The organism is Shewanella sp. 10N.286.51.B7 (assembly GCF_002873615.1).
Taxonomy (GTDB): domain Bacteria; phylum Pseudomonadota; class Gammaproteobacteria; order Enterobacterales; family Shewanellaceae; genus Shewanella; species Shewanella electrodiphila.
Genome location: NZ_MCUF01000098.1, coordinates 24,641 through 39,410 on the forward strand (window position 1 = coordinate 24,641; position 14,770 = coordinate 39,410).

The window sequence follows — 14,770 nt, forward strand, 5'->3', positions numbered from 1 at the left end:
CTTTGAAAAGACTCTTCATCAGCCTATACCTATTATTAAGCTTAAGCTTTTTGGGTATAGGCTGGACATTAGATAGCCTCTGGCAGCAACAAGTTGAAGAAAACGACAATATTGACTCGCCTTTAATCGCCTTTGCCTTACTCCTAGCTCAGCAGCCCAAAGCTGATCGCCAGCATCAGTTAAATCTCATTAATAATCAGTTTCCTTATCCGTTGCAGTTGTTCGAAAAAAATGAAATTGCATTAAGTGGGGATGTGGTCTTTTCTACCAATCAAATTATCACGACCACAGCAGATAATAGTCACGAACTACAATTCATCGCTGTAGGTGATCAAGTATTAATGGCTGGACCTGTGGATATTGATCCCCGTGGACAGTTACGTAACATATTCACCATAGGCTTTTATTTATCCTTAGCTTTTGTTGCTTTAATTTGGGTTTGGCCGCTATCAAAAGATTTAAAAACCTTAAAAAAGGCCACTCAAAATTTTGGTGAAGCCAAATGGAATACCCGCATTGAACTAAATGCCAGCTCTCAAGTTGCGCCGCTTGCAAATACCTTTAACGATATGGCACAACATATCAGTGACTTAATCGATAATCAGAAACATCTATCAAATGCCGTTTCGCATGAAATTAGAACGCCATTAGCAAGATTGAAGTTTGCCCTCGCACTTCTGCCACAGTATTGTCAGCCGAAAAGTGATGAGCAGCGAAGACAAGATTTCCTTGATGAAATGCAGTTAGATATCAAAGAAATGGAAACGCTATTACAGGAATTACTTACCTACGCCAGCCTTGAAGTTCAACAAGAACCAAGCCTAGAAAAATGCGAATTAATCAGCATGATTGAAGATCTTTCAGCGCGCTTGACGCCACTCAGTGATAAACCAATTAATTTCCATTATGCGAGGAATGAAATGTGCATCATGGCAGAGCCTCCGCTGGTAGAACGTGCAATCCAAAACCTTATCACTAATGCACAAAGATATACTCAAACCAGCATTGAGCTGTATTTAAGTTATGATGAAAGGTTAGTGTTTTTATCTGTGGTTAATGACGGTGAAGCGATTCCAGAAGAAGACCAAGAAAAATTATTTGAACCTTTCTACCGCAGTAAGTCACAACATAAAGGCAATAAAGGTCACGGCTTAGGTTTGGCCATTATTAAGCGAATCATGCATCGTCATAAAGGCAGAGTGAACCTAGTGAGTGATGAAGATAACACGTCATTTACTTTGATTTGGCCTAGATAGCATTGAAATGTAAAACTTAAGCCTGCGACTGATATCTAAACGCAAGCATAATCAATAACTAACTCAGAAAATGAGTAAGGTTTAAGGGCTACCGTTGAGGATTGTTTCAAAAAGTCCAAATGTAATTAGTCTAAAGAAAAATCGCCAAAATCTAATTTATCTTCTTTTTCTTCTTCAAAATCCAACTGAGGATTCACTTTAGCTTGTTGTTCTTTAACAGCAATTTGATGAGCTTTATATTTTGCGTATTGTCGACGACGTTTGCGTTGCAAGCATAAACGAATAATATTGTGCTTTTGCGCATCATTGAAATGGAGCCAGTTAAAACGCTCATCTCTGTTTCTAAGGCAGCCCACACAATAACCGCGCGCATCAGTTTGACACACACCTACACACGGACTTGGTACCGAAAGAAAACTGAGCTGCTCCATATCCTCGCTTTATCATTGAACAATTATTGTTCTAATCTAGCACTAATTTAGTAAAAGGCATATTCGAAAGACCTTAATCATCATATAAATCATAGTTTAATATAGGTATAACATTGGTTAACTAGGCTAAATTGAATTAAGCTATTAACAATAAGACTACGGCTATACCGTCAAAATGATGAAACTTTCCCCAACCTTTTATCGGTTATTAGCAGCAAACACCTTTGGAGTTCCTATGATTTTTCGCCATCTTTTATTACTCTGTTTTATACTCACTATCAGTGCTTGCCAAAGTACCAAAAGTAACTCCGACTACGACACAAAGTACGATTTTAGTCAGTTAAAGAGTTTCCACTTCATTGAAACTCCCGACCAAGGTGACCAACTGAGCGCCGAACGAATTCGAGCCAATATACGAACAACATTAATTGCAAAAGGCTTCACAGAACAAGCAGAGCAAAGTGACTTTCTTGTCAGCTATGCCTTCCTCACTAAAGACAAACCTAAGAGTTCAGGCCTTTCTATTGGCCTAGGTACTGGCACTAGTGGTAGTCATGGTGGAGTGGGTGTTGGCACTAGTATGGGCATTCCTATTGGCAGCGACAGTGCTAAAATTCAAGTGATTCAAGTTGATATGATTGATACAAAAGAAAATCGACTAATTTGGCGCGGCACTGATGAATTCGATTTTGAAGCCGGTGGCGATAAAAAAGTGGCAGAAACCAGCAAAACTATCAACCAAATACTCGCTCTATTCCCGCCACAGCCGAAAAGCTAAACTAACTACCAACTAATAATAATAAAAAAGTCCGCAATCGCGGACTTTTTTATATTAACTTAGTTTTAATGCCCTTCAGCAAACAAGTAGTTCAGCCAACCTTGCATTCGTAGCAATACTTTTCGAATGATCGATACATGAGTGAAATGCTCTGTATATATCGCAGATTGCCCTGCTACGCCCGCAGGTAAATTGGCTAACAATTCATTTTCGTCATCAAGTTCGATAAGCACGAGCGCGCGGCCTCGCTTGAACAACTCATTTGAAGATCGTAATGTGCCACCAAATTGCAACTCGCCTTCAGCCATTGCAGGTAAGACTTTAACGACTCTACCTTTATGGACCACTCCAGGCATAGCATCTAAGATTAACTCGGCTTCGTCACCTTCTTTTAAACGCAGCAATGAGTTTTGCCAGAACGCGCCAGCAAAATATCTATCTTCATCAGGTATAAATGTCATCGCTGGACGCAGTGGAATAGGCACTGCCATAACACCAGGGCGAAGTGCCATCTGAGTGACAACACCATCTACAGGCGCTTTAACCTCAGTACGCTCAAGATTAAATTGCGCTTCGTCTAATTGAGCTTGAATAACTGCAACATCGGTATTTACGCCATCAATATTCGATTGAAAAGCTAAGCGGAAACGAATTTCATCAGCTTGAGCAGCTTTAAACTGCGCCTCTGAAGCTAAATAAGTTTGGCGCTTATTATCCAATTCAATTTCAGAAAATGGCGAGTTTTTACCACCTTTTCGTTTACCTTCGTCATAACGTTCATAAGCTTGCTTAGCTCTATCACGGTTAGCTTCAGCTTGGGTCACTTTGGCAGTCGCACTGTCCCACGACGCTTTCAGTTGCGGTACAGCTTGTTTAGCATCTTCCAGTGCGGCCTGCTTTTCTTTAACTTCCGCGATAAAAGGAGTGGGGTCAATTCTAAATAATATGTCGCCTTTTTTTACAGGAACATTAGGCTTTACATTTACCTCAACCACTAAGCCACGAACCGCAGGGTTAATTGGAATAGACACAAAGTATTCACGTGTATACTTAGTGTAGGGGTGGTTATAGTTCATCAATACCAATAAGGTACCGATTAATGCTATGCCACCTAAAACAGCTGTGGGTACCGTCCATTTAGTCAACGGGATCTTGAATATCTTAAAAACAGCAACACATAGCGCGGTGTAAGTTAAAATCAGTAACAGATCCATAATTACGCCTCTTGTTGTGGTGTGGTGGTCTCTGTTTGAGACTGCTTGGTTTCTGGAGATTCAAGATTGCCTAAACGTTGATTTAACTGTTCAACTTTTTCCATCAGCTCCCTCACCTCACCTTCGAGGATTAATTCACGCTTTTTGCCATTACTAAACCCCCAGCCTCTGTCTTCACGATATAAGGTTGCCCAAATCCATAAAAATGGCCAAATAGCATGCATGGTAAATAAGCTGACCCAGCCAGCAATATGAAGTGCATCTTGTTGTGGGTGATTACGCTTCTTGGCAATCTCATAGGGAATATCATGAATGGCAATCACACCATAGAAAATAACTAATGCTACAAAGAACAAAAGTCCCAAAGCAAAATAATCCAAAAACATATAACTCTCCTACTAGAAGGTAAAGCAAGTTAATCGAACCAAAATAAATCCAAAGTGTCACCCGACAACCAAGCAACACAATTACAACCCAAAGATAGCATACGCTCAACAATAAAATAACTGTAATACCCTGTTTATTCGCTAAAAAAATAACTCTTTTCTCGTGATCTTTTACACATTTATAGCCTTTGCTAATCAATCGATTACGAATAAAAGATAAAATGAAGCAGTGATATCCCTACAAGCTTCCTAACAAGGTAAAACAATGAACGCTCATACTCCTTTCAACTTTGGTACTGCCGGTACTGAAGGCTCTATAAAAGCCATGCTGCTAGGTTGCGGCGAACTCGGAAAAGAAGTAGCCATTGAGCTGCAGCGCTTCGGCGTTGAAGTCATTGGAGTCGACCGTTACCCTAATGCTCCAGCAATGCAAATTGCACACCGCTCTCATATCGTCAATATGCTCGATGAAGTCGCATTAAAAGCGGTAATTGAACTTGAGCAGCCTCATCTGGTTATCCCTGAAATTGAAGCCATTGCGACACAAGCTCTAGTGGAAATCGAAGCCACTGGGGTCAATGTGATTCCAACAGCAAAAGCTACACAATTAACCATGGACCGTGAAGGCATTAGAAGACTTGCAGCTGAAACGTTAGGCATCCCAACCTCACCTTATTTCTTTTGCGATACCTTAAGCGAATTTAAAGCAGCAATAATTAAAATTGGATTACCTTGTGTCGTGAAGCCTGTTATGAGCTCTTCTGGAAAAGGGCAAAGCGTCATTAAAAACGAGCAGCAAATAGAGCAAGCTTGGCAATATGCACAAGAAGGCGGACGTGCTGGCGGCGGCCGCGTGATTGTCGAAGGTTTTATTGATTTTGATTATGAAATTACGCTATTAACCATTAGTGCTATAAATGGCATTCATTATTGCGACCCGATTGGTCATCGACAAGAAGATGGTGACTACCGTGAGTCATGGCAGCCACAAGCAATGTCAGCTGTCGCGATTGAAAAAGCACAACAAATTGGTGAACAAGTAGTGAAAGCCTTAGGTGGATTTGGCCTATTTGGAGTAGAGCTCTTTATCAAAGGTGATAAAGTTTACTTTTCTGAAGTATCGCCAAGACCACACGACACTGGTTTAGTTACACTCATTAGCCAGGATATCTCTGAATTTGCATTACATGTTCGCGCTATTTTAGGCCTGCCAATCACGGAAATCAGGCAGCATGGTGCCAGTGCATCTGCGGTTATTCTTGCTGAAGGCCAATCAAGTAACATTCGATATCAAGGTGTAGAAAATGCTCTATTGGAAGCAGACACCCAAGTAAAATTGTTTGGTAAACCTGACATAGATGGCCGCAGAAGACTAGGTGTCGCGCTTGCAAGAGATAAAGACATCGACTCATCAATCGCTAAAGCCAAACGCTCTGCTGCTGAAGTAAAGGTCGTTTTTTAGCTCGCATTTGAATGCTGAGTACCTTATTGGTAAAACGAAAAAGCCTAACATGTGAGTGTTAGGCTTTTTACTTGAGCATTGCTTAAGACATGCTAGTTCACTGTATTAATCGGTGAGCCATTCAAAAACTGCTTCACGTTATTTACTGCAATGTTCAATAGATTCTGCCTAGCTTCAATTGTTGCCCAAGCAATATGTGGAGTGATAATAATATTATCGGCTGATAACAAAGGATTATTTTTTTCTGGCGGTTCAGTAGAAAGTACATCAACAGCGGCGAAGAGTTGCTGCTGATTCAACGCTTGTGTTAATGCCGCTTCATCTATCAGACCACCACGTGCTGTATTCACTAGCAACGCCCCCACTTTCAATAAAGATAAACTGCCTTGATTAATCATCTTATCAGTCGCTTCATTTAACGGGCAGTGTAATGAAATGATATCTGATTGTGCCAGCAAACTTGCAAGTGGCTGCCAAGTGACATTATCTGGTAACCCTGTCTTTTCTCTGCCGCTAGTAATAATCACCTTCATATTGAATGCGATTGCTAACTTAGCCACTTGTTGGCCAATATCACCATAGCCCACAATACCAATGGTTTTTCCTTTGAGTGACATTAAAGGAGATAAAGTGAAGCAAAAGTCCCGAGAGCTTGTCCACTGGCCCTGCTTAACCGCGCGGTCATGCAAAGAGACTTGTTGGCAGTGCTGTAAAATCAGGGCAAATACCATCTGAGCTACGGCATCAGGTCCATAAGCAGGCACGTTGGTTACCACGATATTACGTTCACTAGCAGCATTCATATCAACAACGTTCGTCCCTGTTGCTGTGACACCAATATATTTAAGTTGTGGGCACTGCAGTATCACATTTTCAGAGATTACAGCTTTATTAGTAAGCACAATATCAGCTTGATGACAGCGAGGTATTATTTGATCATTTGAACTATGTTCAAATACTTCCACTTCACCTAGTGAAGACAAAGATGCCCATTTAAGATCGCCAGGGTTGAGTGTATAGCCATCAAGTACGACTATTTTCATGCTCGGTCACCTATTTAAAATTTAATCTCTAAACCGACATTGGCCTGCCCTTGCCACATGACATCAGCAGATATATGCCAAACGCACTCATTAGGGCCACAAAAGAATGTGTTATCTGAATTAACGAATGTCGCATAGCCTCTTACATCAGCAAATAATGCCACTTGCGGCGTGATTTCATATGCTGCACCACCACCAAAGCCCATCGAAAAGCGTGTCTCTGATGAGTAATCACCGCTTGGACGCATATGAGTTGCCCCAGCTGTAACTGTTACGTAAGGTTTAAACTTGCCATTTGGAAAATATAAACTGCCACCTAAATGGAAATAATCAACATCAAGCTCGTTAAACACTTCATTACTAAAAGCACCATTTCTCACATCAGTTGCTTGCGTACTGTATAGAAAATAGATATTGCCAGGATCTTTGGTTGTCGTACCAATCATGACGCCATAATGTTCTGACTCTGAAATTTTTAACTTACCGCTCTCACTGGTATTAGGATCTGAAATATCAAATTCACTACTACCAAAACTATAACCACCAAAAGGGGAAACATAAATTTCAGCTTGAGATGAAAAAGATATTGCAGCAGTACTGACAATAGTAACGAAACTCGCAATAGCGGTTAATTTCATGTGTAACTCCGTATACAACAAGCAATGATCATTGAAATAGCTCGGAAAATTGTTTGAATATCAGCTCGAACAATAACTAGAATAATAATCCCGAGCTAACTCATACTTTTTCCGTGAATATTTTTAGCGCATTCCTCGGGATGTTTTGACGGTTTCATATGCCGACTGAATGTCTTGTGCTTTGGCTTTAGCAAGCTCCATCATTTCTTCTGGCAAACCTTTAGCGACTAATTTATCGGGATGATGTTCATTCATCAATTTGCGATAAGCCCGTTTAATTTCTTGGTCACTTGAAGATTCTTCTTTACCCAGCATCGAATAAGCATCATCAAGTTGCATTGCACTGCCAGCTCCTGACTGGTGATGATGAAACTCGGCTTGCCAGCGATTAAGTAGCGCGTCTAAGTGAGCTTGGCCTAAACCTAACTCTTTGGCAACTGTAGATAAAATTTGTTTTTCTTTGCTGTGTAATTCACCATCGGATAACGCAGTTTGAATTTGAATTTCCAAAAACATTTGCAGAATTTCTGTTCGACCTTGGCTCATAGCACGAAATTCACGTAAGGTTTCTACTAAATCGAAATCGGCATCACGACCTTTTCTGAATGCCGTCTGGGCATCCTTTCTGGCATCACCAGTGAGCTTCATTTGATCCATCAACATTGACGCGATACGAATATCAACATCAGTGACGTGACCAGAGGCTTTAGCGACATGGCCCATTACTGTGAAGGTCGTATTAAAAAACTGAGCTTGGCGGGCTTGACCTTTGCGCATCATATCCGCAAACCCTGCTCGTTTATCAAATAAATGACCTAACCACAGCCCTAAAACAGCACCAAAACCTCTGCCGAACATATAGCCAATGATAAACCCAAAAACTTTGCCCCAAATACGCATCAAACTTCCCGCTAAATTACACCAAGCTGCTACGAACGTCTTGGTTAAGTGAATACATTAATGATTTTCAATATAGTGTGTGAGCTGTGCCAATCTCTCTACTGTTCCCACGTCACACCAATATGAGCCAGAATAGCTACCCGCTATTTTATCAAGCGATATTTTTTGTCTCAATAAAGGACCTAAAGCGCTTTTTCCAGGAGCTAATTCAGTAAACATTTTGGGGTGATATATTCCCATTCCTGAATAGGTAAACTTATTACTCTCAGATTCAGACACTTGTTGATCAATAATAGCAAAATCCCCTTGTGGATTATGCTTAGGATTATCAACTAACCATAAAAAAGCATCTAATTCTGAATTGGCACGCATTACAGACTTTGCCTGCTCTAGATCAGGTAATTCATCGATATATATATCGCCATTGATAAGTAAGAAAGGCTTGTCTCCCAATAACGCCAATGCTTGCTTAATCCCGCCAGCTGTTTCTAAGGCTTTTTCTTCTGCGCTATACTGAATTGATAATCCCCAGCTACTGCCGTCACCTAATGCTTCCGGCAACTTGTGGCCTAACCAAGCATGATTAATCACTACCTCTTTGATGCCGGCTTTAGCCAGCTTTTCGAGATGATAAACTATCAAGGATTTACCTGCGGCCTTAACTAATGGCTTAGGCACTTTATCCGTTAAAGGTCTTAAGCGCTCTCCCCGCCCAGCAGCCAAAATCATCGCCTTCATCTATAACCTCTTTAATAAAAATGGCTTACACATCTAGAATTCATGCTGTTACGCACAGTTAACTTTTGGTAATACATGTTGTTTAACCCAGTCACCAAACTGATGTAGCTGAGGATATAAAGCGGCAACTTCTACGATATAGGTTAAAGTTAACGGAATATCTTTTAGGTAACCCGCTTTTCCATCTCTATGATTCAGTCGAGCAAAAATGCCTGCGGCTTTAACATGTCGTTGTAAGCCCATTAAATCAAACCATGTTTGATATTGTGTAAAAGTAACACTGTTAGACATTAACCCTTGTTGTAGACACAACTGCCAATGCTCTTGTTTTAATGAATCAATGATCTCGTTTGGCCATTTGATATAGCAGTCTCTTAGTAAAGAAACAGCATCATAAGTAACCGGCCCTAACACGGCATCCTGAAAATCAATCAGTGCTAGCTCATTATCAACAACGAGGATATTGCGACTATGAAAATCTCGATGCATTCCGACACTTGGCTGTTCAAGCGCACTTGTTGTTAATACACTGAATGCATGCTCAATAATCTTTTTATCACTGTGGCTTAAAGTCAAACCCAAATGTTTAATTAACAGCCATTCAGTAAATATGTCTAATTCTCGCGCCACAAATGCTTGGTCATAAACAGGTAATACGCCTTGTTCAGTTTCAGTGACGGTGGCGACTTTAGGTAATAACGCTAAGGCTTTGCGGTACAAATCGGTCACTGAGTGCTCGTTTAATTGATTTAAAAGCTGCTCATCACCTAAGTCAGACTGTAAAACAAACCCGTTTAGCTCATCTTGTGCAATTATCTTCGGGGCTATCAAACCAGCCTTTTCATAAGCTTTCGCCATATAAATGAAAGGCATAATCGGCACCAATTCAATCGGTGAATCTGAGACTATATAAGAGTTTGCTAAATGTTTAACTCGAAAATAGCGACGAAAACTGGCATCCCCACAAATGAGTTCAATAGACACCTCTGTCTTAAAATATTGACTCAACCAACTCCTTAGTAAAATAAATCTTCTATCTGATAAACTCATCTCAATGGCTCTTATGGGAAAATTGCTTTATTATAGCCAACATAACATTTGGAAACAGCTAAAGATAAATTGTTAGCTGCGGCTTTTTTTCGATTCATTTTGTCTAGACTAAGAATTCATAATCATTAATTAAAATGCAGATCCGCTACTTTCTGGCATTGAGCCTGTTACCTAACCTAGTCTCGGCACAAGAACCCACTGACACAGAAGCGGTTGAGCTTCATTGTGTGATTAACCCACCGGTTTCTAGTTCGATTGACGAACGCCAACAAGTCCCTAATTTATCAGCTGAAGATATTGTGATCATTTCTGATCGTTCAGAAGCTGCTATGGGCGATAAAGCACATTTCTCAGGTAACGTCAGTTTTAGCCAAGGTACTCGTCATATCAGCGCTGACGAAGCTATTTTGGACCAAAAAAATGAACAATTAGATGCCAATGGTAACTTAATTTTCTCAGATGAGATGTTCACTGTTACAGCGGACTCCCTCAATGCGCAAATGGTTTCCAGTAGCGCGACACTTAATGGTGCGCAATATTGGTTGCATGGTCAGCAAATCCATGGCGATGCTGAACAACTAAAAGTCACTGAACAAAATAACCTTGAGTTACGCAATACCAATTTTACCACTTGTCCTGTAGGCGATAATTCGTGGCTGTTAGAAGCGGAAGAAATCCGCATTGATAGCACTGAAGAGTGGGGCGAAATTTGGGATGCTAAAATCCGTATTGCGGGTGTACCCGTGATGTATGTGCCTTATATGACGATTCCAATTTCTGATAAGCGTAAGTCGGGTTTCTTATTCCCTGACTTTAGCACCAGCACCACCAATGGTGTTGAAGTTAGCACGCCTTATTACTGGAATATTTCGCCTGAGTATGACCTAACCTTCACGCCGACTTATATGTCTGCACGTGGTTTTTACTCTAAAACAGAATTTCGATATTTAGCAGGTGAAGACCAAGAGGGTCAATTTAACCTAGAATATCTCGCCAATGATGACAAATTAGACAATAGTCCAGATCGTTACCTTTACCACTGGCGTCACCAAGGTTCAATTAATGAAAATTGGCGTGTACAAGCGAACTTTACAGACGTATCAGATAATAACTATTTCAATGATTTAAGTTCAGATGTCAATCGTTCTACCGATAATCAGTTATCGAGAGTGGGTGAAATCAATTACTTTGAAAAAGATTGGGATTTTGGTATGAAAGTCCAAGATATTAAAGTGCTGGGCGAAGACGAAGTGCCGTATCAAGTCATGCCACAGCTTAACTTTAATTATCAAACTAATGATTTCTGGGAAGGGTTAGATTTCAAATTTAATTCTGAATTAACAAACTTTCAGCACAAAGAAAATGAATACTCAACGGCGACGCGTTTCCACATGGAGCCGAGTATTACCCTACCTATTCAGGGCCCAGCGGGTTCATTGACCAGTGAAATAAAGTTACTTCAAACTCAATATTGGCAAAATAATATTGCCAGTGATAGTGAACTTGAAGATACGGTGAGTCGTACCATCCCTCAAGCCCGACTGCACGGTCAAATTAACTTTGAGCGTGAAACCCATATGTTTGACGCCGATTTTAGGCAAACACTAGAGCCACAATTTCAATACCTTTATGTCGGCTATGAAGACCAAGATGGTATTGGCATTTACGATTCAGCTAAATTACAAGAAGATTACTTTGGTTTATTCCGCGACCGACGTTACTCAGGTCTTGATAGAATCGCTGATGCAAACCAAATGACATTAGGTCTCACAACGCGTTTATTTGATGACGCGAATATCGAGAAATTAAAAGTCAGTATTGGTCAAATTATTTATTTCCAAGACAGTAAAATTAACTTTGCTGATGAGAATGTTGAAGTATCACCGTCAACCTCAGTATTAGCCGCTGAAGTGGATGCTAACCTTTATCAAGATTGGTTCATTAGTGGTGCTGTGCAATTTGATAGTGAACAAGGTGAAACCAAGAAAAGTGAAGTGACATTAGATTTTCGTCCAAGTAATGATAAGTTGCTTCAGTTTAGTTATCGCTATGTGCCAGACCTATTAAATACCAATACCAACGACCGAGTAGATATTTCTCAGGTGGGTATGCGTACCTCATGGCCTATTAGCGACGATTTGTATTTTGTGGGTAATTTTTATTACGATCTCAACGAATCTCGTAGTATTGAAACCTACACTGGGGTGCAATATGAGGCTTGTTGCTGGGCAATGCGTTTAAGTTATCATTACCGCATCAAGACCAATTACGACGATGATTTAAACCCTAGTATTGATACTAGAGAACAATTTGAGAGTGGCGTATACCTCAACTTTATTATTAAAGGTTTAGGTGGTTCTGGTCCTCTCGGTGTTGAAGATATGCTAAACGAAGGATTATTTAACTATCGCAAACCACTTTACTTAAGCAATTAGCCATCATTTATGCACCATTTGTGATAGATTGCTGAACCTAGTGGAAAACAAATAGTCCTATTAAACGTTAACAACACTATTTTGGCGACAGTGCCAATAATAATTAGAAAATTTAAGTGCCAAGGATTCTGTGGATGAAACACTGTAAGAAAATGATTTTTGCTTTATTTACTCTGGCTGTAAGCCAAGTATCGATAGCTGCTCCTGTGCCGCTAGACAGCGTTGCCGTGCAAATCAATGAAGGTATCATACTCGAAAGCGAAATCAGCCATATGATCACTTCGGTTAAATCAAATGCTGAAAAAGCGGGTCAAGGTCTGCCTTCAGATAATGCCTTACGCACTCAAGTTATTGAACGCTTAATTTTAACTCATTTACAGTTACAAATGGCTGAACGAATCGGCCTTTCAATTGGTGATTTACAATTAGATCAAACCATCGAAAATATTGCTAAAGAGCAACAGTTAACTGTTAGCCAAATGCAACAACAGATCGAAAGCGAAGGCATGAGCTTCGGTCAATACCGTGAACAACTTCGTGAAGAAATTACCATTGGTGAAATTCAACGTATTCAAGTTCAGCGTCGTATTCAGGTTTCTCCGCAAGAGATCAATAACTTAGTTAAGATGATTCAAGAGCAAGGCCTTAAAGATGTTGAGTTCCAAGTAGGTCATATCTTAATTGAAGTGCCTAGCAACCCAACCAGTGAACAACTTGAAGCATCAAGCAAGCGTGCTAACATCGTACTTGAACGCTTAAATGAAGGTGAAGACTTCAGACGTACAGCTATTGCCTCTTCTTCAGGACCAAAAGCGCTAGAAGGCGGTATTTGGGATTATATGAGCATCAATGAAATGCCTACACTTTTTGCTGAGGTGGTTACTGATGCGAAAAATGGCGATGTTATCGGTCCAATTAAAAGTGGTTCTGGATTCCATATTATTAAAATCATGGATGCCCGAGGTCTACAAACCCAAGAAATCAGTGAAGTACGTTCACGCCATATTCTGCTGAAACCGTCACCGATTCTTTCTGAAGATCGCGCCAAGGCAATGCTAGAAAGCTTCTTATCACAAATTCGTTCAGGTGAAGCTGACTTTGCAGATCTAGCCCGTCAATATTCAGAAGATCCTGGTTCAGGGGCTAAAGGCGGCGAATTAGGTTGGGCTGAACCAACTGTTTACGTACCAGAGTTTGCTCAAACACTAAACAGTCTTGAAATATATGAGATAAGTGAGCCATTCCGCACCACACACGGCTGGCACATAGCTCAATTAGAAGAAAAGCGTACAACTGATGCAACGGATCAGTTTAATAGTAACCGTGCTCATCAGTTAATCTATCGTCGTAAATTTAACGAAGAACTGCAGAACTGGTTAGATGAAATGCGTACAGAAGCTTACATTGAAGTTTTTGAACCAGAGAGTACTCGAGGTTAACCTAATTTAATGACACAAAGAATTGCGATTACGCCGGGTGAACCGGCGAGTATCGGCCCAGATATTGTAATTAAACTTGCTCAGCAGGCTTGGCCTGCTGAGTTAGTTGTTTGTGCAGATCCGGAATTATTAACCAGCCGAGCTAAAATGTTAGGTTTGCCGCTGAGTCTACGTCCTTATCAGCCTACACTTGATGCTAAGCCACAAGAAGCTGGCACATTGACCATCGCTCCGTTTACATTAGCCGCAGAAGTTGAATGCGGAAAACTAAACGAAATAAACAGCGCTTATGTTGTAGATACCCTGCGTTACGCCGGTGAGAAGAACATGAGCAATGAATTTGCTGCAGTGGTCACTGGCCCAGTTCATAAAGGCATTATTAACCAAGCAGGCATTCCTTTTAGTGGCCACACTGAATTCTTTGCATTACAAGCAAATTGCCAAGATGTAGTTATGATGCTTGCCGCGCCAGGTTTACAAGTGGCGCTAATGACCACACATATTCCATTAGCGTATGTTGCCAAGGCAATAACTCGCGAACGTTTACACCATATTATCCAAATTTTGCACAGCGAATTAGTGCAAAAGTTTGGCATCACTTCACCTAAAATATATGTGTGTGGATTAAATCCTCATGCAGGTGAAGATGGACACTTAGGAAGGGAAGAAATTGATATCATGATCCCAGCACTTAATGAGCTGCGTGAACAGGGTATTGATATTGTCGGGCCTTTGCCTGCTGATACACTATTCCAACCTAAATACTTACAAGAAGCAGATGTGGTTCTTGCTATGTATCACGACCAAGGACTTCCAGTACTTAAATCATTAGGTTTTGGAAAATCGGTTAATATCACCTTAGGTCTTCCGTATATCAGAACCTCTGTCGATCATGGCACTGCATTAGAACTTGCGGGCACTGGCGAAGCAGATTGCGGTAGTTTTACCTGTGCATTAAACAAAGCCATTGAATTGGCCTCAAAAGTAAGTAAATAAATTT

14 protein-coding genes are annotated in these 14,770 nt (G+C 40.6%); 6 read left to right on the forward strand and 8 right to left on the reverse strand.

What is annotated here, in order from left to right; all coding sequences use genetic code 11:
- Nucleotides 1–2: 2 nt before the first annotated feature.
- Nucleotides 3–1,256, forward strand: coding sequence for an ATP-binding protein (locus tag BCU84_RS20210; RefSeq protein WP_102529837.1), 1,254 nt, complete (start codon nucleotides 3–5; stop codon nucleotides 1,254–1,256).
- Nucleotides 1,257–1,381: 125 nt separating this feature from the next.
- Here BCU84_RS20210 and BCU84_RS20215 read toward each other — a convergent pair whose 3' ends face one another.
- On the reverse strand, nucleotides 1,382–1,687 hold the full coding sequence (locus BCU84_RS20215; RefSeq protein WP_102529838.1) for a DUF1289 domain-containing protein: 306 nt from the start codon (nucleotides 1,685–1,687) through the stop codon (nucleotides 1,382–1,384).
- A gap of 235 nt (nucleotides 1,688–1,922) precedes the next feature.
- Between BCU84_RS20215 and BCU84_RS20220 the strand changes: the two genes are divergently transcribed.
- Nucleotides 1,923–2,465 carry a DUF4136 domain-containing protein gene (locus tag BCU84_RS20220; RefSeq protein ID WP_102529839.1) on the forward strand — a complete coding sequence of 181 codons (543 nt, stop codon included), beginning with the start codon at nucleotides 1,923–1,925 and terminating at the stop codon, nucleotides 2,463–2,465.
- 65 nt (nucleotides 2,466–2,530) lie between these two features.
- Here the strand turns inward: BCU84_RS20220 and BCU84_RS20225 are convergent, their stop codons facing one another.
- Both BCU84_RS20225 and BCU84_RS20230 read right to left on the reverse strand, forming a co-directional pair.
- Nucleotides 2,531–3,679 (reverse strand): HlyD family secretion protein, encoded by a 1,149-nt coding sequence (locus BCU84_RS20225; protein ID WP_102529840.1) that lies wholly within the window; start codon nucleotides 3,677–3,679, stop codon nucleotides 2,531–2,533.
- Between the two features lie 2 nt (nucleotides 3,680–3,681).
- Nucleotides 3,682–4,065, reverse strand: coding sequence for a DUF3302 domain-containing protein (locus BCU84_RS20230; protein ID WP_102529841.1), 384 nt, complete (start codon nucleotides 4,063–4,065; stop codon nucleotides 3,682–3,684).
- Between the two features lie 265 nt (nucleotides 4,066–4,330).
- On the opposite strand from BCU84_RS20230, the gene purT reads away from it, so the two are divergent.
- A complete protein-coding gene (purT, locus tag BCU84_RS20235) occupies nucleotides 4,331–5,527 on the forward strand; it encodes a formate-dependent phosphoribosylglycinamide formyltransferase (protein ID WP_102529842.1) in 1,197 nt (398 codons plus the stop codon).
- Nucleotides 5,528–5,619: 92 nt separating this feature from the next.
- Here purT and BCU84_RS20240 read toward each other — a convergent pair whose 3' ends face one another.
- The 5 genes from BCU84_RS20240 to BCU84_RS20260 all read right to left on the reverse strand — a co-directional run bounded on the left by BCU84_RS20240 (nucleotide 5,620) and on the right by BCU84_RS20260 (nucleotide 9,854).
- A complete protein-coding gene (locus tag BCU84_RS20240) occupies nucleotides 5,620–6,570 on the reverse strand; it encodes a D-2-hydroxyacid dehydrogenase (protein ID WP_102529843.1) in 951 nt (316 codons plus the stop codon).
- 14 nt (nucleotides 6,571–6,584) lie between these two features.
- A complete protein-coding gene (locus BCU84_RS20245) occupies nucleotides 6,585–7,208 on the reverse strand; it encodes an outer membrane beta-barrel protein (protein ID WP_102529844.1) in 624 nt (207 codons plus the stop codon).
- 123 nt (nucleotides 7,209–7,331) lie between these two features.
- Nucleotides 7,332–8,108, reverse strand: coding sequence for a co-chaperone DjlA (djlA, locus tag BCU84_RS20250; RefSeq protein WP_102529845.1), 777 nt, complete (start codon nucleotides 8,106–8,108; stop codon nucleotides 7,332–7,334).
- A gap of 57 nt (nucleotides 8,109–8,165) precedes the next feature.
- Nucleotides 8,166–8,846 carry an N-acetylmuramate alpha-1-phosphate uridylyltransferase MurU gene (murU, locus tag BCU84_RS20255; protein WP_102529846.1) on the reverse strand — a complete coding sequence of 227 codons (681 nt, stop codon included), beginning with the start codon at nucleotides 8,844–8,846 and terminating at the stop codon, nucleotides 8,166–8,168.
- Between the two features lie 48 nt (nucleotides 8,847–8,894).
- Nucleotides 8,895–9,854 (reverse strand): phosphotransferase, encoded by a 960-nt coding sequence (locus BCU84_RS20260; RefSeq protein WP_241906502.1) that lies wholly within the window; start codon nucleotides 9,852–9,854, stop codon nucleotides 8,895–8,897.
- Between the two features lie 176 nt (nucleotides 9,855–10,030).
- On the opposite strand from BCU84_RS20260, the gene lptD reads away from it, so the two are divergent.
- From lptD to pdxA, 3 genes are all read left to right on the forward strand, one after another.
- On the forward strand, nucleotides 10,031–12,331 hold the full coding sequence (lptD, locus tag BCU84_RS20265) for an LPS assembly protein LptD (RefSeq protein ID WP_102529847.1): 2,301 nt from the start codon (nucleotides 10,031–10,033) through the stop codon (nucleotides 12,329–12,331).
- Between the two features lie 134 nt (nucleotides 12,332–12,465).
- On the forward strand, nucleotides 12,466–13,770 hold the full coding sequence (gene surA / locus BCU84_RS20270; RefSeq protein WP_102529848.1) for a peptidylprolyl isomerase SurA: 1,305 nt from the start codon (nucleotides 12,466–12,468) through the stop codon (nucleotides 13,768–13,770).
- Between the two features lie 9 nt (nucleotides 13,771–13,779).
- A complete protein-coding gene (pdxA, locus tag BCU84_RS20275; RefSeq protein ID WP_102529849.1) occupies nucleotides 13,780–14,766 on the forward strand; it encodes a 4-hydroxythreonine-4-phosphate dehydrogenase PdxA in 987 nt (328 codons plus the stop codon).
- Nucleotides 14,767–14,770: the final 4 nt, after the last annotated feature.

Excerpts from the sequence above, each read along its gene's own strand:
- BCU84_RS20215 (WP_102529838.1), bottom strand. The coding sequence starts at position 1,687 with ATGGAGCAGCTCAGTTTTCTTTCGGTACCAAGTCCGTGTGTAGGTGTG.
- BCU84_RS20220 (WP_102529839.1), top strand. The coding sequence starts at position 1,923 with ATGATTTTTCGCCATCTTTTATTACTCTGTTTTATACTCACTATCAGT.
- BCU84_RS20225 (WP_102529840.1), bottom strand. The coding sequence starts at position 3,679 with ATGGATCTGTTACTGATTTTAACTTACACCGCGCTATGTGTTGCTGTT.
- BCU84_RS20230 (WP_102529841.1), bottom strand. The coding sequence starts at position 4,065 with ATGTTTTTGGATTATTTTGCTTTGGGACTTTTGTTCTTTGTAGCATTA.
- purT (WP_102529842.1), top strand. The coding sequence starts at position 4,331 with ATGAACGCTCATACTCCTTTCAACTTTGGTACTGCCGGTACTGAAGGC.
- BCU84_RS20240 (WP_102529843.1), bottom strand. The coding sequence starts at position 6,570 with ATGAAAATAGTCGTACTTGATGGCTATACACTCAACCCTGGCGATCTT.
- BCU84_RS20245 (WP_102529844.1), bottom strand. The coding sequence starts at position 7,208 with ATGAAATTAACCGCTATTGCGAGTTTCGTTACTATTGTCAGTACTGCT.
- djlA (WP_102529845.1), bottom strand. The coding sequence starts at position 8,108 with ATGCGTATTTGGGGCAAAGTTTTTGGGTTTATCATTGGCTATATGTTC.
- murU (WP_102529846.1), bottom strand. The coding sequence starts at position 8,846 with ATGAAGGCGATGATTTTGGCTGCTGGGCGGGGAGAGCGCTTAAGACCT.
- lptD (WP_102529847.1), top strand. The coding sequence starts at position 10,031 with ATGCAGATCCGCTACTTTCTGGCATTGAGCCTGTTACCTAACCTAGTC.
- surA (WP_102529848.1), top strand. The coding sequence starts at position 12,466 with ATGAAACACTGTAAGAAAATGATTTTTGCTTTATTTACTCTGGCTGTA.
- pdxA (WP_102529849.1), top strand. The coding sequence starts at position 13,780 with ATGACACAAAGAATTGCGATTACGCCGGGTGAACCGGCGAGTATCGGC.